The 22,413-nt window shown below is 64.6% G+C and carries 21 protein-coding genes and 1 tRNA gene; 8 read left to right on the top strand and 14 right to left on the bottom strand.

All coding sequences use genetic code 11. The annotated features are described in order from the left end of the window. Window positions 1-471: 471 nt before the first annotated feature. Window positions 472-3,279, bottom strand: a complete 2,808-nt coding sequence (locus IQ16_RS24400; RefSeq protein WP_018648527.1) for a di-heme-cytochrome C peroxidase — start codon at window positions 3,277-3,279, stop codon at window positions 472-474. 199 nt (window positions 3,280-3,478) lie between these two features. Next, complete coding sequence (locus IQ16_RS24395) at window positions 3,479-5,275, bottom strand: adenylate/guanylate cyclase domain-containing protein (protein WP_026312912.1); 1,797 nt, start codon at window positions 5,273-5,275, stop codon at window positions 3,479-3,481. A gap of 226 nt (window positions 5,276-5,501) precedes the next feature. Between IQ16_RS24395 and IQ16_RS24390 the strand changes: the two genes are divergently transcribed. After that, window positions 5,502-6,134 (top strand): LysE family translocator, encoded by a 633-nt coding sequence (locus tag IQ16_RS24390; protein ID WP_018648525.1) that lies wholly within the window; start codon window positions 5,502-5,504, stop codon window positions 6,132-6,134. A gap of 173 nt (window positions 6,135-6,307) precedes the next feature. Here IQ16_RS24390 and IQ16_RS24385 read toward each other — a convergent pair whose 3' ends face one another. After that, the gene (locus IQ16_RS24385; RefSeq protein WP_018648524.1) at window positions 6,308-7,060 is read right to left on the bottom strand and encodes a sulfite exporter TauE/SafE family protein; all 753 of its coding nucleotides are present in this window, start codon (window positions 7,058-7,060) and stop codon (window positions 6,308-6,310) included. A 172-nt stretch (window positions 7,061-7,232) separates the two neighbouring features. On the opposite strand from IQ16_RS24385, the gene IQ16_RS24380 reads away from it, so the two are divergent. Further along, a complete protein-coding gene (locus tag IQ16_RS24380) occupies window positions 7,233-8,123 on the top strand; it encodes a LysR substrate-binding domain-containing protein (RefSeq protein ID WP_018648523.1) in 891 nt (296 codons plus the stop codon). Between the two features lie 192 nt (window positions 8,124-8,315). Here IQ16_RS24380 and IQ16_RS24375 read toward each other — a convergent pair whose 3' ends face one another. The 3 genes from IQ16_RS24375 to IQ16_RS24365 all read right to left on the bottom strand — a co-directional run bounded on the left by IQ16_RS24375 (window position 8,316) and on the right by IQ16_RS24365 (window position 11,515). After that, window positions 8,316-9,293, bottom strand: a complete 978-nt coding sequence (locus IQ16_RS24375; protein ID WP_018648522.1) for a Bug family tripartite tricarboxylate transporter substrate binding protein — start codon at window positions 9,291-9,293, stop codon at window positions 8,316-8,318. Between the two features lie 22 nt (window positions 9,294-9,315). After that, on the bottom strand, window positions 9,316-10,098 hold the full coding sequence (hisN, locus tag IQ16_RS24370) for a histidinol-phosphatase (protein ID WP_018648521.1): 783 nt from the start codon (window positions 10,096-10,098) through the stop codon (window positions 9,316-9,318). A gap of 526 nt (window positions 10,099-10,624) precedes the next feature. Next, window positions 10,625-11,515 (bottom strand): N-formylglutamate amidohydrolase, encoded by an 891-nt coding sequence (locus IQ16_RS24365; protein WP_018648520.1) that lies wholly within the window; start codon window positions 11,513-11,515, stop codon window positions 10,625-10,627. Window positions 11,516-11,865: 350 nt separating this feature from the next. On the opposite strand from IQ16_RS24365, the gene cpdR reads away from it, so the two are divergent. Beyond that, a complete protein-coding gene (gene cpdR / locus IQ16_RS24355) occupies window positions 11,866-12,225 on the top strand; it encodes a cell cycle two-component system response regulator CpdR (protein WP_007597092.1) in 360 nt (119 codons plus the stop codon). Window positions 12,226-12,300: 75 nt separating this feature from the next. Next, window positions 12,301-12,375, top strand: a tRNA-Val gene (locus IQ16_RS24350). A gap of 216 nt (window positions 12,376-12,591) precedes the next feature. Here IQ16_RS24350 and IQ16_RS24345 read toward each other — a convergent pair. After that, complete coding sequence (locus IQ16_RS24345; RefSeq protein ID WP_018648519.1) at window positions 12,592-13,116, bottom strand: Cif family virulence factor; 525 nt, start codon at window positions 13,114-13,116, stop codon at window positions 12,592-12,594. Between the two features lie 85 nt (window positions 13,117-13,201). Here IQ16_RS24345 and IQ16_RS46640 point away from each other — a divergent pair, with 85 nt between their 5' ends. Then, complete coding sequence (locus IQ16_RS46640; protein WP_321175598.1) at window positions 13,202-13,429, top strand: L-2-amino-thiazoline-4-carboxylic acid hydrolase; 228 nt, start codon at window positions 13,202-13,204, stop codon at window positions 13,427-13,429. An 8-nt stretch (window positions 13,430-13,437) separates the two neighbouring features. Continuing rightward, window positions 13,438-13,680 (top strand): hypothetical protein, encoded by a 243-nt coding sequence (locus tag IQ16_RS24335; protein WP_018648518.1) that lies wholly within the window; start codon window positions 13,438-13,440, stop codon window positions 13,678-13,680. 235 nt (window positions 13,681-13,915) lie between these two features. Here IQ16_RS24335 and IQ16_RS24330 read toward each other — a convergent pair whose 3' ends face one another. Beyond that, window positions 13,916-14,389 (bottom strand): NUDIX hydrolase, encoded by a 474-nt coding sequence (locus IQ16_RS24330; RefSeq protein ID WP_035668494.1) that lies wholly within the window; start codon window positions 14,387-14,389, stop codon window positions 13,916-13,918. 229 nt (window positions 14,390-14,618) lie between these two features. Between IQ16_RS24330 and IQ16_RS24325 the strand changes: the two genes are divergently transcribed. Beyond that, window positions 14,619-15,041 carry a RidA family protein gene (locus IQ16_RS24325; protein WP_018648516.1) on the top strand — a complete coding sequence of 141 codons (423 nt, stop codon included), beginning with the start codon at window positions 14,619-14,621 and terminating at the stop codon, window positions 15,039-15,041. A gap of 9 nt (window positions 15,042-15,050) precedes the next feature. On the opposite strand, the gene IQ16_RS24320 is transcribed toward IQ16_RS24325, so the two are convergent. After that, window positions 15,051-16,142, bottom strand: a complete 1,092-nt coding sequence (locus IQ16_RS24320; RefSeq protein WP_018648515.1) for an enolase C-terminal domain-like protein — start codon at window positions 16,140-16,142, stop codon at window positions 15,051-15,053. 189 nt (window positions 16,143-16,331) lie between these two features. On the opposite strand from IQ16_RS24320, the gene IQ16_RS24315 reads away from it, so the two are divergent. Then, window positions 16,332-17,894 carry an adenylate/guanylate cyclase domain-containing protein gene (locus IQ16_RS24315; RefSeq protein WP_018648514.1) on the top strand — a complete coding sequence of 521 codons (1,563 nt, stop codon included), beginning with the start codon at window positions 16,332-16,334 and terminating at the stop codon, window positions 17,892-17,894. Window positions 17,895-18,078: 184 nt separating this feature from the next. Here IQ16_RS24315 and IQ16_RS24310 read toward each other — a convergent pair whose 3' ends face one another. The 5 genes from IQ16_RS24310 to IQ16_RS24290 form a co-directional block, all read right to left on the bottom strand. Then, window positions 18,079-19,308: an ABC transporter substrate-binding protein gene (locus IQ16_RS24310; RefSeq protein WP_026312911.1), complete on the bottom strand. Its 1,230-nt coding sequence runs from the start codon at window positions 19,306-19,308 to the stop codon at window positions 18,079-18,081. Window positions 19,309-19,639: 331 nt separating this feature from the next. Continuing rightward, window positions 19,640-20,569, bottom strand: a complete 930-nt coding sequence (locus IQ16_RS24305) for a carboxylesterase family protein (protein WP_020608165.1) — start codon at window positions 20,567-20,569, stop codon at window positions 19,640-19,642. 126 nt (window positions 20,570-20,695) lie between these two features. After that, window positions 20,696-21,187 (bottom strand): hypothetical protein, encoded by a 492-nt coding sequence (locus IQ16_RS24300; protein WP_018648511.1) that lies wholly within the window; start codon window positions 21,185-21,187, stop codon window positions 20,696-20,698. 17 nt (window positions 21,188-21,204) lie between these two features. Beyond that, entirely contained in the window at window positions 21,205-21,615 is a 411-nt protein-coding gene (locus IQ16_RS24295; RefSeq protein WP_018648510.1) for a DUF3606 domain-containing protein, read from the bottom strand. Between the two features lie 203 nt (window positions 21,616-21,818). Continuing rightward, window positions 21,819-22,388, bottom strand: a complete 570-nt coding sequence (locus IQ16_RS24290) for an alpha-ketoglutarate-dependent dioxygenase AlkB (RefSeq protein ID WP_018648509.1) — start codon at window positions 22,386-22,388, stop codon at window positions 21,819-21,821. Window positions 22,389-22,413: the final 25 nt, after the last annotated feature.

Raw genomic sequence — 22,413 nt, 5'->3', positions numbered from 1 at the left:
CGTCGATCCAGTCCCAATCGACCTTGCCGGCGAGCAGAACCAGCTCGTGCTTCATATTGATGATCTGGTCGAGCCGAGCCCGGAACAGATCGTTCGATCCCGTCGTCTTGTGCTTCTTCGGCCGCATCGTTCCCTCCGATGCAGACAAGGAATCATGCTTCCCGCTTCGAGGGAATCCACGAAAACCAAATCGCAAGGTTCTGACGCCCAAAGCATCAAAACCTTGCAATCTGGAAATGCCCCTTAGCCCAAATCGAGATTCCCGATCAGTGGCTTAGTCCTTCTTCACGGACGACTCCGTCATTGCGAGCGCAGCGAAGCAATCCAGACTGTCTCCGCGGAGGCAGTCTGGATTGCTTCGTCGCAAGTGCTCCTCGCAATGACGGCGTGGATGCATTCCGCCCTCTCCCCCGCATCCGCCTTCGCTGAAGCTTCGGCGGACAAGAGCGGGGAGAGGCGAAGGAATAGGCCCTACAGCGTCTTCAGATACTCGATCAGGTCGTAGCGCTCCTGCTCTTTGAGCACGCGGCCGATGGTGCCGTCCTTGCCGGGGCCCGGCGTGCCGTCGAACGAGTGGCCGGCATTGCTGTTGCCGTACATGTCGGTGCCGTCAGACGCGCGCGTCGAGAAGCGCGACTGCCCGGTCTTGCAGCTCTCGCCGTCGGCGACCGCGAAGCCGACCTGCTTCGGATCGTAGTCGCGGCCGCCACCCATGCAGAACGATTTGGGACGCTCGGCTGCAGGGCTCAGCATCCAGTACAGCGAAGGCACCGATCCGTTGTGCAGGTAAGGTGCGGTGGCCCAGACGCCGTTGAGCGGGCGCGCGCGATACCAGGGCCCCGGCTCCTTCTTGTCGGGCGGCTGCGGACCGGGATTCGGGCAGTTCTTGCGCTTGCCCCACCAGGCCTGCTGGACCTTCGGGTCGATCTTGGCATCGTCCATCGCCTTGCGGGCGACGATGTCGACGAGCACCATCAGGCCGATCGAGTAGGGCATGTCGGTCGACGAAATATCCGGCAGATTGCAGTTCCACCAGGCATTGAGATTCTGCGTGGGATCGAGCTTGAGATAGCCCGGCACCTGAACCGTCCGCGTCGCCAGCACGCTGGCCTGAGCGAGGTCGGTCCCCATGCCCTTGGCGCTTTTCTGGACCTCGTTCAGGAATTTGTCGTCGCCGATGGTTTCCCAGCGTGACGAGGACCAGATGCTCTGGCTCGGAAATTCGGTGTCGAACACGGGATCGTTGACCGGACCGAGATGGCATTCGGTGCAGATCTCCGCATAGAGCTTGCGGCCGCGCTTGACGCGGTCGCCATCGATCTTCCAGGCATCATCGCCGAAGATGTCCGACGGCCATCTCGGCGATGTCAGCCCGGAGAGCTGCTTTTTCGGATAGGGCGCCGATCCCTTCAGCAGATCCTCGATCCAGTTCAGATTCTTGATGTCCATCGACGAGCGGAACAGCGTGTCCTTGGGAGAGTTGTCGGACAAATTGAGCAGCGCGGTCACGCCCAGCGCTTCGCCGGCATTGCGGATCAGCGGCTGTTCGATGGACGCGTCGTATTGCGCGTATTTGAGCCAGGGCACGGTCCAGATCGGCGGGAAGCTGACCGGCGCGTCCTTGGCATGCAGATTCTTCTCGAAGCCGCTGAGGCCGCTGAGCGCCATGTCCTGGGAGAAGACCTGGTTGCCGATGCGGTTGAGCGCGTCGAGGCGGCCATAGCCTTCCTCGGTGTCCTGCTGCGGCTCGTCCCGCTTGGTCTTCTCGTTATACCGCGTCTTGCCCTCGATGGTCTTCGCGTAGGTCTTCTCCCAGTCGACCAGGAAGGTGCCGATCGCGCTCAGCTTCTGCTTCAGCGCATCGCGGTCCGCATCGCTGGCGGAGGGGCCGAGCACGCGATCGGCGAAGCGCGTGAAGCGGCCCGGCACATAGAGCGTGTAGGCGATCGACAGGCCGGTCGTGACCTCGAGCTTTCTGAGGTCGGTCATCGCCGGGCCGCCATCGAAGCGGATGTCGATGCCCTTGTAGTGGATCTGGCCGGTGTGGCAGGCGGCGCAGGTCAGGCCGATCCGGTCCTCGCCGACCTTGCCGGTCGCGGGATCGGGTACGCCGGTCATGCGTGCAAAGCCGACGGGCAGGCCGCCGACGTTCTCAGCCTGGGCACCCCAGTTGACCGGCGGATCCCAGAGCCGCGCCGGCACCGGCTTCGTCTTGTCGTAGACGTTGGCATAGCCGAACCGGCGCAGCGTGGCGTCGTCGGTGTTGATCGTCTGCGGGCTCGGGATGAAGCCGAAGCGCTGCAGATGGTCGCTGTCATGCAGCATCCCGGGCTTTGCGAAGAAATGAAGCCGCGGCTGCTCGAGCGCCATGAACCAGCTATAGGGCACCGGGAAGGTCGCGGTGCCCTGGCTGGTGTGATGAAACCAGTGCCGGTCCTCCAGCGCCCAGTTCTGCTCGAGCCAGTACGCGGCTCGCGGTTCGACCTGCGTAGGCAATGGCGGGGCCACGAGGTCCCCGAGGATGCCGGGCAGCATCGGCTGGAATTGATCGGGAAAGCGCAGCGCCACGACGCCAAAGACGAGGAGCGCGGCGACCAGTCCGCCGGCCGCGCGCAGTATCAGCGAGGGCGGGGTGACCGGCTGGCTGACGACCCGCTGGGTGATCCTGTCAGGGAATTTGCGCTCGTTGAACAACGTCCTCACCTCGGCCACGCTGAGATAGCGGTCATCACCCTGACCCTTGCCCATGATCTTGAGCAGGATCGGCCATTCGAACTTCATCAGGATGGGGTAGTACCAGCGCGCCTGCTTGCCGGCGCGCTTGAGGTTGTCCTTCATGAAGATCTGGATTTGCGAGGCGTTGAGCCCGGTCTCGGCGCCGCCGTCGGGATCGGTATAGGTGCCGCCGAAACTGGCAAGCCGGGCGATCTCGTCCTCGTTGACGCGACCGTCGACGCCAAGGATGCGCGAGCCGGCGCCGAGCTTGTCGAGCGGGCCACCGCGCAAGCCATTGAGCTGCGCGCCCCAGAAGATGCTCTGCAGGATGTGACAGGCGCCGTTGGCGATCAGCGCGACGCCGCGGACCTGGATGCGGGCCGAGGTCTTCTTCAGCCCAGCCTCGCCGCTTGCATTCGCGATGGTCTGCGACAGCGTCCGGAGCGGGACGGTCCCGCCGTCGACGAAGCCTTCGCCGACGAGGCCGCGCAGGAATGGACAGGGATTGTTCGGCGAGACCTGGATCGAGGGGTCGAAGGGCGGCTTCGAAGAGCGGTCATGCATGGCCCAAAATCCTGAAAACAGCGAATCGCAAAAAAGACGCGCCGATCAAGCGCGGAAAGTCCTAACAAACCGACAGCAGACTATACTACCTGAGCGTGTGACGAAACGTGGCTGAATTCACTGTCCTGTCAATAAGGGCAGGCGCGAGATCGCCGAGGGGGTGTGCGAAAGGGGGCGTGGCGGGACCGCGGCCGGCCCGTCAGGACTCGGCGGCGCGTTTGACGTCGCTCTGGATCAGGGTCAGCTTGCCGAGCGGCACGCCGGCCTTCAGCAGTCCCTCGCGGTAATGGGCGAGATTCTCGGGCCGCTTCCAGTGGAAATTGCGCAGGTGACGGTCGACATTCAGGGTCGGGTAGTTCGTCATGAGCACTTTGGTGGCCTCGTCGGCCTCGTCGGTCCGGCCGAGTTGCGCCAGCGCTGCGGCGCGGATCGCCAGCGCCTGCATGTGGTTCGGGTTGATGTAGAGTTGCTCGCGGGCCCACGACAGGGTCGCGTCATATTGTCTTAGGAGATAATGGCTGAAGGCGTTCAGCGCGGCCCATTGGTAGCGCGGGTCGCTGTTGTCGCGCTGCGCCGCCATCGAGAACAGCTCGATCGCCTCGCGATGCTCGCCGATGACGAAATGGCAGATGCCGAGCACGCCGCGTGCGCCGTTGTCATAGGGGTTGAGCGCGACCGCGCGCTTGGCGGCGTCCATCGCGGCCTCGTAATGTCCCTCCATCGCATGGGCCCAGGACAGGATCGAGAACGCGAAGGAGGAGCGCGGGTCGAGCCGGACGCTGGTCTCGGCGAGGTTCATCGCCTCGGCCCACATCTCCCGCGTGCCCTTGACCCAGCCGAACTGGATGCTCTGGATCTGGATCGTGGCAAGATAAGCATGCGCGATCGACAGTTTGGGATCGAGCCCAATGGCCTCCCGGAACAGGTCGACGGCGGCGGCCAGATCTTCCTTGGTCTGCCGGTAGTAATGGGACAGTCCCTTGAGGAAGCGGTCCCAGGCGGTCACGTCGGTCGAGAGCCGCGCCGGCGCCGAGGCTTCCGCCCGAACGATCTCGGTGGCGATGGCGGCGGACAGATTGGTGGTGATCTCGTCCTGCATCGCGAACAAATCGCCGATGTCGCGGTCATAGCGGCCGGTCCAGAGCTGCTCGCCGGTCTCCGGCGCGATCAGCTCGGCGGTGACGCGGATCTTGGCGCCGGCGCGCCGCACCGAGCCCTGGATCAGATAGGTGGCGTCGATCTCGCGCGCGATCAGGCGCGTGCTCAAATTCTTGCCCTTGAAGGCGAAGGTCGAGTTGCGGCTCAGCACGCGATAGAAGGATTGCAGCGAGAGCGCGTGGATCAGATCCTCGGTGAGGCCGTCGGAGAAATATTCGTCCTGGGCGTCGCTGAGATTGGCAAAGGGCAGCACGCCGACGATCGCCGTGCGGTACTGCTGTGAGAGCGCGGATGCTTCCCGCAGCTCGGGCGCGAGCGCCGGCGCGCCCTCGGGCATCCAGGTAAAGACCCCGACCGCATCCTTGATGTTCTTGAAGCGGTGGTTGCCGGCATCGGTCAGCGGCACGGTGAGATGCTTGCACGCCTCCCGGTAGGCCTTGGCCGAGATGGCGAAGCCGCCGGGGCTCGCCACGGATTCGAGGCGGACGGCGATGTTGACATCGTCACCGAAGACTTCGTCCTCATCGGCGATGACGTCGCCCATGTGGATGCCGAGCCGGAATTGCATGGCGCGCTCGGCCGGGAGATGGTGGTTGCGCTCTGCCATCACCGTCTGCATCGCGATCGCCGCCTCGGTGGCGCCGACGATGGAGGCGAACTCCAGCAGGAAGCCGTCGCCGGTGTTCTTCACGACGCGGCCGCCGTGATTGAGGATGATGGGGTGAATCGCGGCGCGATGGGCCTTGAAGGCGGCATGGGTGCCGGCTTCGTCGCTGCCCATCATGCGCGAATAGCCGGCGACATCGGCGCAGACAATGGCGGCCAGACGTCTTTCCATATCCCGGGAGCTCCAAGGGATCGACGACCGGCCACGGCGTGGCAGTCGCCTCGAATCCTGCATTTCAAGAACCCTGCCTTTATAAAGCAGATGGGGCCGAGTGAAAGTATCAACCGCATTGCAAATTCGAAGTAAATCCCACGCAATCCCGGCGGTGGACGGGGCGGAGCGAACCGACTAAGCCCGGCTTTCAGGGCCGCGAGGCGGGTTGGGCGGGGGATTTGAGATGCTGGGCATTCACGAAATCTGGCTGTTCATCCTGTCGGGCATACTGCTCAACATCACGCCGGGGCCCGATAGCGTCTATGTGATCGGCCGCAGCATGCAGATGGGCTGGCGGGGCGGCGCGGCCGCGGCATTTGGCATCAGTTGCGGCTGCTTTTTCCATGTCGCGGGCGCGGCGATCGGCCTTTCGGCTCTGCTGATGGCCTCCTCGACGGCGTTCTCGATCCTGAAGCTGGTTGGCGCGGCCTATCTGGTCGTGACCGGCATTCAGATGCTGTGGTCCCGGCCGGCGCTGGCGTCGGCCATCGACGAGCCGGAGCGGAGCTCGCTGCGGCGGGTGTTCCTGCAAGGCGTCTTCACCAATGCGCTCAATCCCAAGGTTGCGCTGTTCTTCCTGGCCTTCCTGCCGCAATTCGTCGCAGCCGACGCGCCCCACAAGCCGCTCGCTTTCCTGACGCTCGGCCTGATCTTCATCTTTACGGGGACGTTGTGGTGCCTGGTGCTTGCCGCGTTCGCGGCCAAGGCCGCCAACCGGCTGCGGCAATCCGAGGGCGCGATCGCCTGGATCAACCGCGCGCTCGGCGGCCTGTTCGTGTATCTCGGCATCCGCGTCGCGATGCTGGAGAGCCGGTAACTCGTTCGAACGAATGATGACTGCGTAGGGTGGGTTAGCCTTGCGGCTGCGCGAAGCGCAGTCGCCAGGCGTAACCCACCATGCTTCCGCGATCGCTGAGCGACGTGGTGGGTTACGCCTCGCGGTTTGCGCGTCGCGCAATCCGCAAGGCTAACCCACCCTACGATCTGCGTTTACGCGAATTCCTTCAGCAGCGCGCTGCCCGCCAGATAAAGTCCGAGCAGGATCATCGCGATCAAAAACCAGCGGCGGAACGCTGCCGCCGGCATCCGCGCCCGCACGGACTGGCCGATGAACATGCCCGCAAAGGCCATGGCAAGGCCCACGGCGCCGGGCACGGCATTGGCCGGCGTCATCAATCCGCCGGCGGTGAGGTTGAAGGCGAGCGCCAGCGTCGCGGTGGTGAAGAACACGCCGAGCGCCTGCACCAGCTCGTCCTTCTCCATGCCGATCGCCTGCATGAACGGCATCGACGGGATCACCTGCACGCCGGTCGAGGCCGAGATCACGCCGGTGATGACACCGACCACGCCGCCGACCCATTTCTCGTTCTTGGGCGCAACGCGGAAATGGAACTTGTTCAGCCCGATCACGGCGTAGATGACGAGCAGGACGCCGAGCACGATGGTGCCGTAGCGCGCATGGGGGCCGGTCAGCGCGCCGGCATTGAGCCAGCAGCCGATCACGGTGCCGATCATCAGTGGCCACAGCCGCTTGAGGATGTCGCGCAAATAGGGGCCGACAAAAGTCTGCCAGATGTTGGTGACGATGGCCGGCACGATCACGATGGCGATGGCGCGGCTCGGGGCCATGCTCACCGCGAGCAGGCCCATGGACACGGTCGGCAGGCCGAGCCCGATCACGCCCTTGACGAATCCGGCGGCCAGGAACACGGCGGCGATGACAATGAGAAGCGGGTCGATCATGCCGGCACATTGACCGATGCCGCGCCCGGGCACAATCTGAAGGTTACGGAGACAGCCTTCGTGAGCTACGAAGGCTGGAGCACGAGCCGGACCCGCAGGGCCGCGTCAGCGCAAAGTGTGGAGCGGTTTTCCGAGAGATCGTGCTCTGTCAACAAGGTTGGAGAGGCCCGCCATGCGTTTCAATCTCGTCGATCTCCAGCTCTTCATTGCGGTCGCCGACCAGCGCAGCATCACGCGCGGTGCGGAGCGGTCGCATTTGGCGCTGGCCTCGGCCAGCGCGCGCATCAAGGGGCTCGAGGATGCGCTCGGCGTCGCGCTGCTCAAGCGTGGCCGCCGCGGCGTCGAGTTGACCGCGGCCGGCGAGAGCCTGCTCGACCATGCCCGGCTCGTGATCCACCAGATCGACGCCATGCGCGGCGATCTCGCCGGCTTTGCCAGCGGCGTGCGCGCCAGCGTGCATTTCCTCGTCAACACCTCCGGCCTGTCGGAGCACCTGCCGAAGGCGCTGGCCGGATTCCTGCACGAGCACCGCGATGTCGCCGTCGACATCGAGGAGCGCGAGAGCACCGACATCGCCGCCGCGATCACCGCGGGGGCCGCCGATCTCGGCTTCGCCGCCGAGCACGCGCTGCCCGACCATATCGAGCGGTTCGTGTTCAGCGAGGATCACCTGACATTGGTGACCTCGCGGCGCGGCCCGTTCGCCGGCCGCCGCCAGATCGATTTTCAGGAGACGGGCGCTTGCGACTTCGTCGGGCTCACCAGCGCCACTGCGCTCCAGATGCACATTTCGAAGCACGCCGCCCGGCTCGGCATGCGCCCGCATTACCGCGCGCGCCTGCGCGACTTCGACGCGATCTGCCAGATGGTCGCCGCCGATGTCGGCATCGCGCTGGTGCCGATATCCGCCGCGCGCCGCTGCGCCAAGCTGATGCCGCTCGCCATGGTCCGCCTGCGCGATGCCTGGGCCAATCGCCGCCTCGTGATCTGCGCGCGCAGCTTTAAGACGCTGCCGAGGCCGGCGAAGATGCTGGTGGAGCATCTGCGGGCAGAGGCGGTGTGAGCTCTGCGCTTACCCTCCCCTGGAGGGGGAGGGTCGGCACGCGATCGAGCAAAGCGAGATTGCGTGACGGGGTGGGGTGACAGTCTATCCATTGAAGCGGTGTCCGAGTGGAGAGATCACCCCACCCCGCTCCGCATTCCGCTTCGCTGCATGCGAAGCGACCCTCCCCCTCCAGGGGAGGGTAAGAGAGACCTACTTCGCGGTCTCGACGCCGGCGTCCTTGATCACCTTCGCCCACTTCTTCGTCTCATCGGCGATGAAGGCGCGAAAATGCTCCGGCTCGTCGCCGACCAGCGTCGCGCCTTGCTGGCTAAGCTTCTCCTTCACCGCCGGATCCGCCATCGCCTTGGTCGCCAGGGCATGCAGCGCCCTGACGATCTCCTTCGGCGTGCCCTTCGGTGCCACCATGCCGTACCAGTTCTCGATGCGCAGATCAGCAAAGCCCGCTTCCGCCATGGTCGGCACCTCGGGCGCGGTCGGGGCGCGCTCGGCTGAGCCCATCGCGATCGGCCGCAGCGCGCCCGCCTTGACCTGCGGCAGCAGCACCGGGAGATCGAGGAAGGTCATCTGCACCTGCTGACCGAGCAGATCGTTCACCGCAGGCGCGGCGCCGCGATAGGGCACGTGCACGATGTCGATCTTGGCCGTCAGCTTGAACAATTCGCCGGCGAGATGCGGCAGGCTGCCGGGGCCGGAGGAGGCGAAGTTGAGCTTTCCGGGCTGCGCTTTCGCCAGCGCGATCAGCTCGCCGATGTCCTTGGCGGGCACATTGGTGGCGACCACCAGCATTTCCGGCACGGTCGCAACCAGCGTCACCGGCGTGAGGTCGGTTTGGGTGTCGTAGGCGACCCGTTCCATGCTCGGGCTGATCGCGAGCGCGCCGGCCGAGGAGATCGCGATGGTGTAGCCATCGGGCGCGGCCTTTGAGACCGCATCGGTGCCGAGCACGCCGCCCTGGCCGCCGCGATTGTCGATCAGCACCGGCTGGCCTGACAGCTCGGACATGCGCTGGCCGATCACGCGGGCGATGATGTCGTTGGGGCCGCCGGCCGGGAACGGAACGATCAGCTTGATCGGTTTGGCGGGAAAATTCTGCGCCGCCACCGCTGACGGCAGCAACAGGAATAGTCCCAAAAACAATTCAACGAGCAGCCTGCGTGAGATGATCATGCAAGCCTCCCGCTCGCGTTTGTTATTGGTTGAGCAGCTTCAGTGCTTCTTCGTGAACCCTGGCGTCGCCCGCGGCGACGATGCGGCCGCCGCCCTGGGCCGGCTTGCCTTCCCAGGTGGTGACGACGCCGCCGGCGCCGGTCACGATCGGGATCAAGGCTGCGATGTCGTAAGGCTTCAGCTCGGTCTCGACCACGAGATCGACATGGCCGGCCGCCAGCATGCAATAGGAGTAGCAATCGCCGCCATAGCGCGACAGCCGCGCGCCCTGCTCGATGCGGCCGAAGGTGGCGCGGTCGCGCTCGTTCATCAGCAGCGGCGAAGTGGTGTAGGTCGTCGCCTCCGACAGCGAGGCGCAGCGGCGGACCTGGAGCCGGCGCTCGCCGGAGGGGCCCTTGTAATTGGCCGAACCGTTGTCGCCGGAAAAACGCTCGCCGATGAAGGGCTGGTGCATCATGCCGTACACCGGCGTGCCCTTGTGCAGCAGCGCGATCAGCGTGCCCCAGATCGGAAAGCCGCCGATGAAGGATTTGGTGCCGTCGATGGGGTCGAGCACCCAGACATAGTCGGCGTCCTCGCGCTCATTGCCGAATTCCTCGCCAACGATGCCGTGCTGGGGGAAGCTCGCCTTGATCAGCCGCCGCATCACCGCTTCAGCGGCGCGGTCGGCCTCCGTCACGGGGTCGAAATCCTTGGTCTTGCTCTTGTCGTCGATCGACAGCGAGGTGCGGAAGAACGGCAGGATGGTTTCGCCGGAGGCGGTGGCGAGCCGTCCGATGAAGGCGGAGAAGTCGATCACCGTCACGGTGAGTTCCTCAAAACGAAAGTCAGTGTGAAGCTCGCTCCTGCCTAGCTCAATTCGCCTCCCGCGTGCAGCGCTGTCTTGATTTGCACCCTGGTATTTTGAATGCCGAAGGCCGCTGCCTCATTCGAGTCATCTGCTGGCCAAATATCGATCACAGAGTTGAAAACTTAGTTCCGACCATGCCTTGTTCGTATGCAAATGACTATCAACCCATTGAAATTCCTTAAAGAAACTGAATCCAGGTTTCTCTTAAAGCAATTGAGCCATGTGCGTAGTGCATGGGAAACCGCTCAAAAGCCCTTGCACTTTGTGCGCCGCGGCCGCATATTGTTGCGGTGCGGTAGCGCTCTGCGTTACCGCTGCCCTCCTTGGGCGTTTCCTCCCTAGACTTGGGCCGCTTCTTCATTAGAAGCGGCCCTTTTTTCTTTGGGCCTCTGCTTTCATTTCAAAGCGCGCAGCAAGGCGAAGCGCAAATGCGTTCGCGCCCGATGCGCGCGCCGGGCGCGCGCGAAGAAAAAGCTGTCGTCTATTCCGCCGCGGCCTGGAACGGGCCGAGATCTCCGAACGGGATCGTGGTGGCCAGCACGTCGGCGAGCACCGCGAAGTCGGAGGCGACTTGCGCAAAGCGCGGGCTGCGCTCGCGCCGTCGCTCGTCCATGTAGATGGCGCGGTTGAGCTCGAGCTGGACCGCGTGCAGGCCGCTCGCGGGATTGCCGTAATGCTCGGTGATGAAGCCGCCGGCATAGGGCTTGTTGCGGCCGATCGAATAGCCGAGCCCCGTCATGGTCTCCTCGACCCGGTCAGGGAGCAGCGGCGTGCAGCTGGTGCCGTAGCGGTCGCCGATCACGACGTCCGGCCGGCGCGGCTCGTCCCTGCTGACGCCGACCGACGGCATCGAATGGCAGTCGACCAGCACCACGGTGCCGAACATCTGGTGCACCTTGTTGATCAGCCGGCGCAGCGCGCGATGATAGGGCTTGTACAGCGTCTCGATCCGCCCCAGCGCGTCGTCGACCAGGATGCGGTCGCGATAGATCTCCTGGCCGTCGCCGACCACGCGCGGAATTGTGCCGAGGCCGCCGGCGACCCGCATCGAGCGGGTATTGGCAAAGCTCGGCAGGCGCCCGCTGAACATGCGGGGGTCGAGCTCATAGGGCTCGCGGTTCACGTCGACATAGGAGCGGGGAAAGTTGACCCGCACGGTCGGGAAGCCGCGCGCGCTCAGGTGACCGATCAGCTCGTCCATGAACGAGTCTTCCGAGCGCCGCAGCGTCGGCAGGTCGATCCGCGACGCCGCCAGGAATTCGTCCGGATAGGTCGAGCCGGAATGGGGCGAGTTGAAGATGACAGGCGCGCGCCATTCGGCGGGCTCGAAGATCTCGAACGCTGGCGACATCTCGCCGTCAAACCGGGTCATCTTCTCAGGCTTCGTCCCTTACTCAGGCTTCGCCCCCTTGGCGCCGCACGATCCGGCATGGCCCCGGATCGAATGATTCGGCCGGTCGAGCGGCTCTTATGTGTCGTCATTGTCCGGAATCGCAACCATTCTGCCAAGCGAAAAGATGTGATGGACGCTGGAACATGTCTTAACCGTGCGGGCATCGGGGTGGGACTGGCTCATCCGGCTCGATTGATTCGGAGCCCGTTCGGGTCCACAAAGAGCCGGCAGCGCAGCCGGCCCATGGTAAAGATTTTCACCCCAAATTTACCCTCTGTCGGGCTAAGTGACCTCTGCTGATATCCTCTGGGGATTCGACGTTTCCTGCCATGCCAAAGATCCTGCTCGCCGAAGACGACAACGACATGCGCCGTTTCCTGGTCAAGGCGCTGGAAAACGCCGGTTTTCAGGTCTCGTCCCATGACAACGGCATGGCCGCCTATCAGCGGCTGCGGGAAGAGCCGTTCGAGATGCTACTGACCGACATCGTGATGCCGGAAATGGACGGCATCGAGCTCGCCCGCCGGGCCTCGGAACTCGACCCCGACATCAAGATCATGTTCATCACCGGCTTTGCCGCGGTCGCCCTGAACTCGGATTCGGACGCCCCCAAGAACGCCAAGGTGCTGTCCAAGCCCGTGCATCTGCGCGAATTGGTCAGCGAAGTGAACAAGATGCTGGCGGCCTAAATCGGCCCCGTTCCGTCCTTGCGCCGGGTCCCCTGAGCCGTTATAGGGACCCCACCCGACGTAAGTGGACTATTAGGGCACGTAGCTCAGCGGGAGAGCACTACCTTGACATGGTAGGGGTCACAGGTTCGATCCCTGTCGTGCCCACCATCCTTCGCTCGCGATAGCAGAGAGAAGGATGCCACGCCGAAGCCCAAAGGGCGCAGGCGGGCTTGTAGCCGCGAGCTTCGGCTAGGCAAGCCCAATCCCCTCTACTTCAGCGCGTAGCCCGGATGGAGCGAAGCGCAATCCGGGGTCTATCCCCTCGAAAACTGTCCCGGATTACGCTGCGCTCCATCCGGGCTACAAGACGGCTAGCAATCCCCTCTACTTCAGTTCCGTATTCGCGACCGGCATGATCGAGGCGACGTGCCAGCCGGTCGCGTCCCGAACATAGGTCTGGCTGATCAGAAACGTATTCTGCTGCGGCGGCTTGCCCGGAAGCGCGCGCGTGAAAACGATGGGGACGAGGATCTGCATGACCTCGTTGGAGAGCACGGCGACGTGGAATTTCGACATGTCGGGCTCGAGGTGCCAGGTGCCCTCGTAATAGGTCTTGAAGCGCGCGGCGACGTCATCGCGGCCGCGCGTCTCGATGCCTCTGGCGAACAGCAGCGTGCCGGGCGAATTCAGGAGCATGGCCTTCACCGCGTCCGCGTCATGTGCATTCTGCGCCACGATGAATCTTTCGAAGATGGTCCGCGCCTCGGCGTCGTTTGCGGCAGCGCGCGCGCCTCCGGCCGACCAGAACGTTGCGGCGAGAAGCAGCGCCGCGGTCGTCGCCGCAACATGACGGCGTCGTGAAAATCGTGGTGGCCTGATGGTGCTTGGAGACGTTTCGGGCCGGGTCATGTTCACCTCTGGTCGTTTGCAGGCATCATTTGAATGCTGATCGTCATACCATTGATGGCGGCGCCCGCATTTTCAGGATTGCACGATCGGCGGTAGCCCCGAGATCACGGAAGGGTTAGTCGAGCCTTTCGGATGTTGTGGCACGCACGAGGCGAGCTCTCGCCAGCAACACGAAGTTGAGTTATCGTCCGGTGCATCCGCGACCGCGGACGGGTTCGGCCCCGACGTCAGGCTCACGCACACGCAGACCATCATGCAGGGCGCGTCTTATTGCGACTTCCGTTATCGGCGCGACGAAGGTGGATCACAGTGAGGGGAACGATGCGGACCAGCTGTCTTGCCGTGGCGGCGCTGGCGTTGATGGCGTCACGCGCCGACGCCGCGATCATCGACTGGCAGGCCGAGCTCCAGCGCTGCCGCGAGCTGCGCCAGAACGTGGCACCGCTGCTGCAGGCCGGCGAGGGGATATCCGCCGTCGGCCGTTCCAACAGATCCGTCCGCCGCTGCATCTGGATCCAGCGCATGGCAGTGCGGAAGAAGATCCCGGGCGCGGAGGTGTGGTAGCGCTCCGTCATTGCGAGCGCAGCGAAGCAATCCAGAATCTTTCCGCGGGTCAAAGTCTGGATTGCTTCGCTGCGCTCGCAATGACGACGTGGAGGCAGCGCGCGCCAGTCTATAACCGTCACCCTGAGGTGGCCGCTTCTTCAGCGGCCCTCGAAGGGCGACGGCCCCGCTGTATCCGGGCCGTTCATCCTTCGAGGCTCCCGGCGCGATGCATTTGCATCGCGCCACTCGCACCTCAGGATGACGGAGTGGAGAGTTTGCTCGCGAGCAGCAGGCCTTTCAACCCGGTCGGATAGAGGCTCGGCCCGCCATCCACGTCGAGATCGGAGAGATCGAACCAGCGCGCGACGATCTCCTCTCCGTTATCCTCGCGGAAGTCGATGCGGTCCTGGCCGTTGAAGGCGCCCTCCGGAAACGCGACCTCGGCGATGAACATCACCTCGTGCCCGGTCGATCCCTCGTGCACAAAAATGTTCTCCAGCATCAAGGGCTCACCCGTGATGATGACGTCGATGCCGAGCTCTTCGTTGAATTCCCGCACCAGAGCGGCCCGCCAGCTCTCGCCGAACTCGATCGCGCCGCCGAGCGGACGCACGCCCTTGATCCGCCCCGCATCGTCGCGAACCTCGGCCGCCAGCAGCCGTCCGTTCCGCCAGTGCAGGCCGATCGCGACGACGCGGATGTGGGGATGAGGGCGCCAGGTGGTCATGGGGATCGTTATCGCGCGCGCCGCCGCTGTGCAATGCGCGCGGGCGAGGTCTTGTGCGACTGGATCGGCACCGCCTTTGGCATGCAAAGGCCGCGCAGCCTTGATCCGTGACTCGCCGCCTGCCATTGTCCGCTCATCCGCCTCGGCGATGCGCCCGGCGCGATCGAGGTTGCGGCGTTCGGCGCGATGTGTCGCTTTGCCGGACGTGAAAGGAAGACAGGTTGGCGAGATGAGCAGTGTGAACAAGCCCGGCGGCAACTACCTGCCGGTGATCATCCACGGTGGAATTGCGTATGTCAGCGGTCAGCTGCCGCGTCGCGGCGAAGACCTGCTGTATGCAGGCAAGGTCGGCGCGGGTGTCGACATCGCGGCCGCCCAGGAGGCGGCGGCGCTCTGCGCCGATCTCTGTATTGCAGCCATCAACCACGCAACGGGCGGCGAGGACAGGATCGTCCAGGTTCTGCAGGTCGTGGGATACGTCGCTTCGGCGCCTGGATTTACCCAGCAGTCGCAGGTCATGAACGGTGCCTCCGACCGGCTGATCGAACGCCTCGGCGATCGCGGCCGTCACACGCGTACGTCCGTCGGCGTCGCCGAGTTGCCGCGGGGAGCGCCGGTCGAGCTGAACATGATCGCCGCCGTTCGGGCGTAGGAAGCGGCCCTATGTCACGAGATATCTGGCCACCGCCGCTTCGTCCCACGCGATCCCGTTGCCCGGCTCCTCGCTCGGCAGCGCAAAGCCGTCCTTGATCGTCAGCCGGCTCGCCAGCACCGCGTCGGCCCAGTCGACATATTCCAGCCAGTGCGCGGTCGGCGTCACACAGAGCAGATGCGCGCTGACTTCCGAGAACAGGTGCGTCGACATCTCGATGCCGGCGGCGTGCGCGAGCGCAGCGGCACGGAGCCAGCCGGTGACGCCGCCGATGCGCTGGACGTCGGGCATGACGTAGTCGCAGGCCTCCGCCGACAGCGCGGACTGCATCGCAAACGCGCCGTCAAAGTTCTCGCCGATCTGGACCGGCGTGCGCAGCGCATCCGCGATGCGGGCGTTCCCGGCGTAGTCGTCGTGGCGGATCGGCTCCTCGATCCAGCTCAGGCCCTCGTCGTCGAGCATCTCGCCGCGGCGGATCGCTTCGGTGACCGTGAGCGCCTGGTTGTAGTCGCACATCAGCGTCACCTCGTCGCCGACGGCCTTGCGCACCGCGCGGACGACGGCGAGGTCCTCCCGCGCATCGCTCCGTCCGACACGGATCTTTGCGGCGTGAAAACCATCGGCCAGCAGCTTATGCGCCTCCTCCACCGCGGCGCCCGCCGGCATGATGCCGAGGCCCTTCGAATTGTAGGCCTTGACCGGCTTCGGTGCGCCGCCGAGCAGGCGCGCCAGCGGCAGGCCGCGTGTGCGCGCCAGCGCATCCCAGGCCGCCATGTCGATGCCGGATTGCGCCAGCCGCTGCAGGCCGGCGAGGCCCAGCAGGGTGAAGCGCTGGGTCAGCTTGCGCTCGATCTCGAACGGCAGCAGCTCGTCGCCGGCGACGAGCTCCGACATCTCCGTGACCATCGCGGTCAGCGGCTTCAATGCCGACGGCGTGATCGAGAACAGATAGGCGTGCCCCACCGCGCCCTGGTCGGTCTCGCAGTCGATCAGCACCAGCGGTGCTTTTGCGACGGCTCCGGTCGAGGTCTGGAGCGGCAGGTTCATCGGCACGATCACGGGGCGCGCGACAAAGCGCTTGATACGGATGGTCTCAGTCATGGAATCTCCCGGCGGAGTGAATGCAGGTTCATGCCGATCTTAAACGGTTGTGATGAAACGAACAGCCGCCTGCCGCGACCACCATGAAATGGGGTTGCGCCGGCCTGCTTTTATTGGCTCTGTGCCGCCGCATTCCTTGCCGCAAATCCCTCGACTTTGCGACAAAATCGCACACGACGGAGCCACAGAGTGAAACAAGAGATCTCCGAAGAACAGCGCAAGAGCGGCATCCTCATCGGCGCCGTGATCGCCTTCCTGCTGCTTGCCCTGCCGCTCGCGGTGTGGCTGGACCTGACCGAGCTCTCCAAGACCGCGCTGCGCCGGCAGGCCGCCGATCTCAATTCGGTGATCACCAGCGTGCGCAGCTATTACGCGACCAATGTGGTCGGGCGGGTGCTCGCCAATCCCAACGGCACCACCAGGGTCGTTCACAACTACGAATCCGTCCCCGGCGCGATCCCGATCCCGGCGACGCTGTCGCTCGAGCTCGGCCGGGTGATCGGCGCGCAGCAGGAGAACATCACCTACCGCTTCGTCTCGGACTTCCCGTTCCAGAACCGTGCCCCGCACCAGCTCGACAAGTTCGAGAAGGACGCGCTCGATGCGCTGCGCAGGGATCCCGAGCAGAAGATCGTGGAGACCGAGACCTCGCTGTTCTCAGACAAGGTCCGCCTGATCGCGCCTGTTACCATGGGGCCGGCCTGCGTCAGCTGCCACAACAGCCATCCCGAGAGCCCGAAGAAGGACTGGAAGGTCGGCGACGTCAGAGGCATCCAGGAGGTGATCATCGCCCAGCCGATTGCCGCCAACATCTTCTCGTTCAAGTTCCTGCTGGCCTATTTCCTGATCGCGGCCGGCAGCGGCCTGTCGTTCCTGTCGCTGCAGCGCCGCCAGGCGCGCCGCATCAAGACCATGAACAAGGAGCTCGAATCCGCCAACGACTTCCTGGCTTCGCTGTCGATGAAGATCTCGCGCTACATCCCGCCGCAGGTCTACAAGAGCATCTTCTCGGGCCAGAAGGACGTCACCATCCACACCGAGCGCAAGAAGCTCACCATCTTCTTCTCCGACATCCAGAATTTCACTGCGACCGCGGAGCGGCTCCAGCCGGAGCAGCTGACGCAGCTGCTCAACGAATATTTCACCGAGATGTCGGCGATCGCGCTCGAATATGGCGGCACCATCGACAAGTTCATCGGCGATGCCATGTTGATCTTCTTCGGCGACCCCGAGACCAGGGGCGACCGCGCGGACGCAGAGGCCTGTCTGCAGATGGCCTGGCGCATGCAGCAGCGCCTTGCCGAGCTCAACGCGAAATGGCGGGCGTCCGGCATCGAGCAGCCGTTCCGCTCGCGCATGGGCATCAATTCCGGCTATTGCAATGTCGGCAATTTCGGCAGCAGCGACCGCATGGACTACACCATCATCGGTGCCGAAGCGAACCTCGCCGCGCGCCTGCAATCCATCGCCGAGCCCGGCGGCATCGTGCTGAGCTACGAGACCTTCGCCCTCGTCAGCGACATCGTCCGCGCCCACGCGCTGCCGGCGATCACGATGAAGGGCATCAGCCGCGAGGTCATTCCCTATTCGGTCGACGCGCTGAACGACGCCGCGGCGGAAAAGAGCGGCATCATCACCGAGCGCGCGCCCGGTCTCGAGCTCTATCTCGACCCGGCCATGGTGAAATCAGGCGACGCCGCCCGCGTGCGCTCACTGCTGGAGAACGCGCTGGCCTCGCTCAAGCCGGCGTGAGGGTGCTTTCTTACCCTCCCCTGGAGGGGGAGGGTCGGCTCACATGAAGCGTAGCGCAATGTGAGACGGGGTGGGGTGACGGTCTCTCCGCATCGAATGCTGCCCGTGGGGAGAGATCACCCCACCCCGCTCGCGTTGCGCGCGATCGACCCTCCCCCTCCAGGGGAGGGTAAGAGTCCAACTCTCACCGCGCCGCGCCTTCCGTGAACGCCGTCTCGATCACGTCACCAAAAGGCTGCCACGAACGGCCGTCGAACTGCACCAGCCGCATCTGCCTGATCGGCAGATAGCGTTCCGGCGAGGTGTTCATCCTGATGTTGGGCAAGGCGACCGAAGGCTGATAGTCCCTGAGCGAGGCCGCCTGGCGCATGATGTTGTCGCGCGAAAAATCGTCGCCGCATTGCTTCAGCACCTGCGTCAGCGCCTCGGCCGCGGCGTAGCCGTAGATCGCCGCGCTGCTGTTGGTGCTTTCGACCTGATGATACCTGTCCATGAACGTGAACCATTCCTTCATGGCGGGATCGTCTTTCCAGGCGGGATCGCTCGGATCCTTCAGGAACGCCGCCGAGATCACGCCGGCAGAATTCTCCAGGCCCGCCGGCGCCATCGCATTGGCGATCGTGGCCGAGGCATCGTTCACGATGAAGACCGGCCGCCATTTCAGCGACGCCGCCAGCTTGATCACCTTGGACGCGGTCGAGGGCACGCCGAGAAAGACGAAGATGTCGGCGCCGGCGCGCTTGAGGATCGAGACGTGTCCTTCGAGATGCTCGTCGTTGATGTCGAAGGCGATGTCGACGAGGACGTGGCGGTTAAGGTCACCCAGGCCTTCCTGGATGCCCTTGTAGAGCTGGCGCCCGAACTGGTCATTCTGCCAGAGCACGACGATCTTCTTCCTGGGATAATAGGCCTGGATGTAGTTGGCGTAGATGCGCCCCTCCGATCGGAACGACGGCTGCCAGCCCATGGTCCAGGGAAACGCCCTGGCCTGGCTCAGCTCCTCGTCGCCGGAGGCGACGAACAGCTGCGGGATCTTCTTCTCGTTCAGGTACCAGCGCGTGGCGAGATTGCCGGGCGTGCCGAACGAGCCGAACATCACATGCACGTCGTCCTTCTCGACCAGATTGCGCGTCAGCTCCAGCGCGCTTGCCGGATCGGAATTGTCGTCGCGCGTGATGAAGCGAATCCTGCGGCCGTTGATGCCGCCACGCGCATTGATCATGTCGAAATAGGCGGCTTCCGCCTGGCCGATCGCGCCGAACTCCGACAGCGGTCCCGAATACGGCATGAGATTGCCGATGCGGATTTCCTTGTCGCTTGGCAGTTGCTCCGAGTGCTGCTGCTGCTGCGACATCGCGCCGAGCGACGCGGCGGCAATCATGGACACGAACAGCATCCTGCCGATGACGCGCATGTTCGAACCCTTGTCGTTGGCCCCCAACGAGGTCGGCTCACTCCGCACCAAGGCCGCTTGATCTAGGTCAAGCGTTTGTCATTCCTGTGGCCTGTTGGGCGAACGAAACGGCAGGCATGTTGACCGGGCCGCCTGTATCTAACCCGTCATCCTGAGGTGCGAGTGGCGCGATGCAAAGCATCGCGCCGGGAGCCTCGAAGGATGAACGGCCACCGCGGCAACCGCGCGGACGGAGCCGGGCCGTCGTCCTTCGAGGGCCGCTGAAGGAGCGGCCACCTCAGGATGACGGTGATGGACTGTATCGCGTTTGGGATTTGTAGCCCTTGCCCGCCTACGGCAGCCCCCGCGCCTCGAGCTGATGCACAAGCAGCAGCGTCGGTTCAGCGAGGCTGTCGCCGGAGCCGTCGAGGCCGAACGCGGCGGCGATGCCGTCGCGGCTGCGCAGCAGTGCGCTGCGCGGGCAGTGGCCGGCGCCGCAGAGTGTCTTCTTCAGCGTCTCGCCCTGCGCCACGAGGCCGGCGGAATCGTCGGCGGCCCAGGCCAGCACGATGGGGACGTCGACATTGAGGATGCCGGGAAAGACCGATCGCTTGTCATATTGGGTCGCGTCCGTGCCGAGATAGGCCTTCTCGCTGTCGCTGGCCTCCTTGCCGACGCGGTAGATGCCCGAGACCAGCACGACGCCGGCGACGTCGGCGCGGTCGGTCTGCAACTCCGGATGCGCCAGCAGGGTGGCGACGTGAAAGGCGCCGGCGCCATAGCCGACCGCGACGATCTCGCGGGGATCGCCGTTGAAGAGGTCGATATTGCCGTGGATCCAGGACAACGCCGCTGCCACGTCGGTCGCCCCCATCGGCCAGGTCGCCGCCGGCGCCAGGCGATAGTTGACGCGGACCCCGATCATGTCGTTGCGCGCGGCAAAGCACATGGCCTGGTCCTGGATTTCGCGGGCCAGGTCCGGCGCGGCGCGGTCGCCGGTGAAGCTGTCGCCGGTCACGAACAGCAGCACCGGCCGCGGCGTATCCGCCTTGGTCGCGCTGGCGGCGACATCGAGCACCTGGGCCTCGCTGTCGCCGTAGCGCAGGCCGCGCGAGAAGGTGACCTGCTCGCACAGCCGCGCGGTGCCGCCGGCGGTCGTGTCGGAATCGGTGAGGCCTGCCGGGACAAGATCTGACGGCGCCGTCAGCCGAGCCGGCAGCGGGCCATGCGCGGAGGCGGCAGTCACGGTCAAAAGCAGCAAAAATGCGAGGTAATTCTTCATCATAGTGCCGGCCTTGCGCGCCTGTTATTGGCTCGCTCCCTGGGCCTGTCTTCTCAATTCGCCTTATTAGTTGGCTGGTGTTGAGGCGATTTCACGGCACTTGCGGCTCGTGCGTCTTGCCTTGCATCAATTCCCCGGCTGGAAGGTGCAATCCGCGCCGCTGCCGTCCTTGCGCCTGATCGCGTTGGGATCGATCGTGCAGCTCAGCTTGGACAGGCTTTCGAAGTTCGATCCCGCCGCGCCGTCGGGCGGCACGCCCGCCAGCGCTTCGGTGGCGAAGATCTCGTTGGCGGTGGAGCCGTTCACGGTCTTCACCTTCTTGCCGAAGGTCACTTCGCAATTGCGAATGGTGATGTCGACATTGCCGGTGCGGCAGACGATCCGGTCCGCGGTCACCACGATGGCCTTCTTGTAGGGAATGTCGGCATTGGCGGCGAACAGCATCGCCACCGCCTTCCTCTCGGCGCCGGTCAGGTCCGGGGACAGCGGCGCGATCACCCCCGCGAGCGCCAGCGCGGTCGCGCCCGAGACCTTTGCGGGCGTGGCTGCGGCGGCGCCGGCAAGGGGGAATGCGCCGGCAACGAGGGCGCAGGCGAGGATCGCTGGACCGGATCTCATCCCTCTCTCCCGGAACTTCAGGCGGCCTTCTTCCGCTTGACGGTCTTCTTTGCGGTCTTCTTGACGGCTTTCTTGCCCTTCTTCGCCGCCTTCTTGGCCGCAAGGTAGGCCTCGACCTTCTTGGAGGAATGTCCGGCGGCGGCCACGGCGGCCTTCAGCCTGGCCGGGGTGATTTTGAATTTCTTCGACCAGTAGCGGACCTCATAGGCCTCGCCGAGCGCGATCCGGCTCTTGTCGGACGCGCGGTGCTTCTGGAGCTTGATGTAGTCCTCGACCTTCTTGGCGGAGCGGCCGACCTTCTTGACTGCGTATTTCAGCTTGGCCGGGGTCACCTTGAACTTCTTCGACCAGTAGGCCACTTCGTATTTCTCGGTGAGTGCGATCAGGGCGCGATCGGCGCCGCCCCGCTTTGCCTTGTTGTCGGCCATGCTTCCCTCCTGCCGTGGATGGCATCCAGTCTAGCATGCAACCGGATTTGGAAGGCAAGACGCGAGCCTCGCGCCGGTTGCGCGAAGCGGCGGTTTTGCACCGGTGTGTCAAACCGTTGCGTCGCGCGACCCCGCCTCAAGCGGGAAAGCGGTTTCTACTGTGCATGGGGTTGTTTTCGCAGTTTTTGTTTTGGGCGGCCTGCTTACCGCCGCTTCATCGTCCGGAAGGTGATGGAGTAGCGCTGTGCCTCGACCGGGGGAATGCTGTGCTCCCATTGCGAGCGCGCCTCGCCATCCATCAGATAAAGCGAGCGCGGCAGGGCTTCGAGCGTGTGACGTTCCCACTTCTCGCCGCTGCGGCGGCGGAAGCGGAATTTGCAAGGAGCGCCCAGCGATAGGCCGAGCACCTTGTCGAAATGCGGCTTGTCGCGATGCCAGCCGATGCCGACTCCGACGTCATATTCGGTGCACAGCACCTGCTGCACGCTGCCCTCGGTGAGCCCCGCCCATGCCTCGACCTGCCGTGCAATGGGCCGCACCCACACGGGGATCGGCTCGGCCTCGGTGAGCCGCTGCAGCGCGTAGTCATAGCGGTAGCCGAAGGAGGCCACCCGGCGATTGCCCTCGAACGCGCCGAACTGGAAGCGCTGAAGCGGTAATGCTGCGATGCGGCCGATCAGCTCCTGCTCGATGGCGCCATCGATAAAATTGTCCGTATAGCGAAGGCCGACCGGGCCTTCCTGCGGGTCGGCGAACAAACCTAGCTGCGTCATGCCTCGCATTTCCGTGATGGAACCT

Source organism: Bradyrhizobium huanghuaihaiense, from assembly GCF_007830635.1.
In the GTDB taxonomy this organism is placed as follows: domain Bacteria; phylum Pseudomonadota; class Alphaproteobacteria; order Rhizobiales; family Xanthobacteraceae; genus Bradyrhizobium; species Bradyrhizobium huanghuaihaiense.
The sequence above is the reverse complement of the archived record's forward strand: the minus strand, read 5'-3'. Positions and strand labels throughout refer to the sequence as shown.

Bases quoted from the DNA above. Each gene is read 5' to 3' on its own strand.
- IQ16_RS24330 (WP_035668494.1), bottom strand. From the start codon at position 14,389: ATGACCACCTGGCGCCCTCATCCCCACATCCGCGTCGTCGCGATCGGC.
- IQ16_RS24375 (WP_018648522.1), bottom strand. From the start codon at position 9,293: ATGATCATCTCACGCAGGCTGCTCGTTGAATTGTTTTTGGGACTATTC.
- IQ16_RS24305 (WP_020608165.1), bottom strand. From the start codon at position 20,569: ATGAAGAATTACCTCGCATTTTTGCTGCTTTTGACCGTGACTGCCGCC.
- IQ16_RS24400 (WP_018648527.1), bottom strand. From the start codon at position 3,279: ATGCATGACCGCTCTTCGAAGCCGCCCTTCGACCCCTCGATCCAGGTC.
- IQ16_RS24300 (WP_018648511.1), bottom strand. From the start codon at position 21,187: ATGAGATCCGGTCCAGCGATCCTCGCCTGCGCCCTCGTTGCCGGCGCA.
- cpdR (WP_007597092.1), top strand. From the start codon at position 11,866: ATGCCAAAGATCCTGCTCGCCGAAGACGACAACGACATGCGCCGTTTC.
- IQ16_RS24325 (WP_018648516.1), top strand. From the start codon at position 14,619: ATGAGCAGTGTGAACAAGCCCGGCGGCAACTACCTGCCGGTGATCATC.
- IQ16_RS24320 (WP_018648515.1), bottom strand. From the start codon at position 16,142: ATGACTGAGACCATCCGTATCAAGCGCTTTGTCGCGCGCCCCGTGATC.
- IQ16_RS24295 (WP_018648510.1), bottom strand. From the start codon at position 21,615: ATGGCCGACAACAAGGCAAAGCGGGGCGGCGCCGATCGCGCCCTGATC.
- IQ16_RS24390 (WP_018648525.1), top strand. From the start codon at position 5,502: ATGCTGGGCATTCACGAAATCTGGCTGTTCATCCTGTCGGGCATACTG.
- IQ16_RS24290 (WP_018648509.1), bottom strand. From the start codon at position 22,388: ATGACGCAGCTAGGTTTGTTCGCCGACCCGCAGGAAGGCCCGGTCGGC.
- IQ16_RS24365 (WP_018648520.1), bottom strand. From the start codon at position 11,515: ATGACCCGGTTTGACGGCGAGATGTCGCCAGCGTTCGAGATCTTCGAG.
- IQ16_RS24380 (WP_018648523.1), top strand. From the start codon at position 7,233: ATGCGTTTCAATCTCGTCGATCTCCAGCTCTTCATTGCGGTCGCCGAC.
- IQ16_RS24385 (WP_018648524.1), bottom strand. From the start codon at position 7,060: ATGATCGACCCGCTTCTCATTGTCATCGCCGCCGTGTTCCTGGCCGCC.
- IQ16_RS24345 (WP_018648519.1), bottom strand. From the start codon at position 13,116: ATGACCCGGCCCGAAACGTCTCCAAGCACCATCAGGCCACCACGATTT.
- IQ16_RS24310 (WP_026312911.1), bottom strand. From the start codon at position 19,308: ATGCGCGTCATCGGCAGGATGCTGTTCGTGTCCATGATTGCCGCCGCG.
- IQ16_RS24335 (WP_018648518.1), top strand. From the start codon at position 13,438: ATGCGGACCAGCTGTCTTGCCGTGGCGGCGCTGGCGTTGATGGCGTCA.
- IQ16_RS24395 (WP_026312912.1), bottom strand. From the start codon at position 5,275: ATGGAAAGACGTCTGGCCGCCATTGTCTGCGCCGATGTCGCCGGCTAT.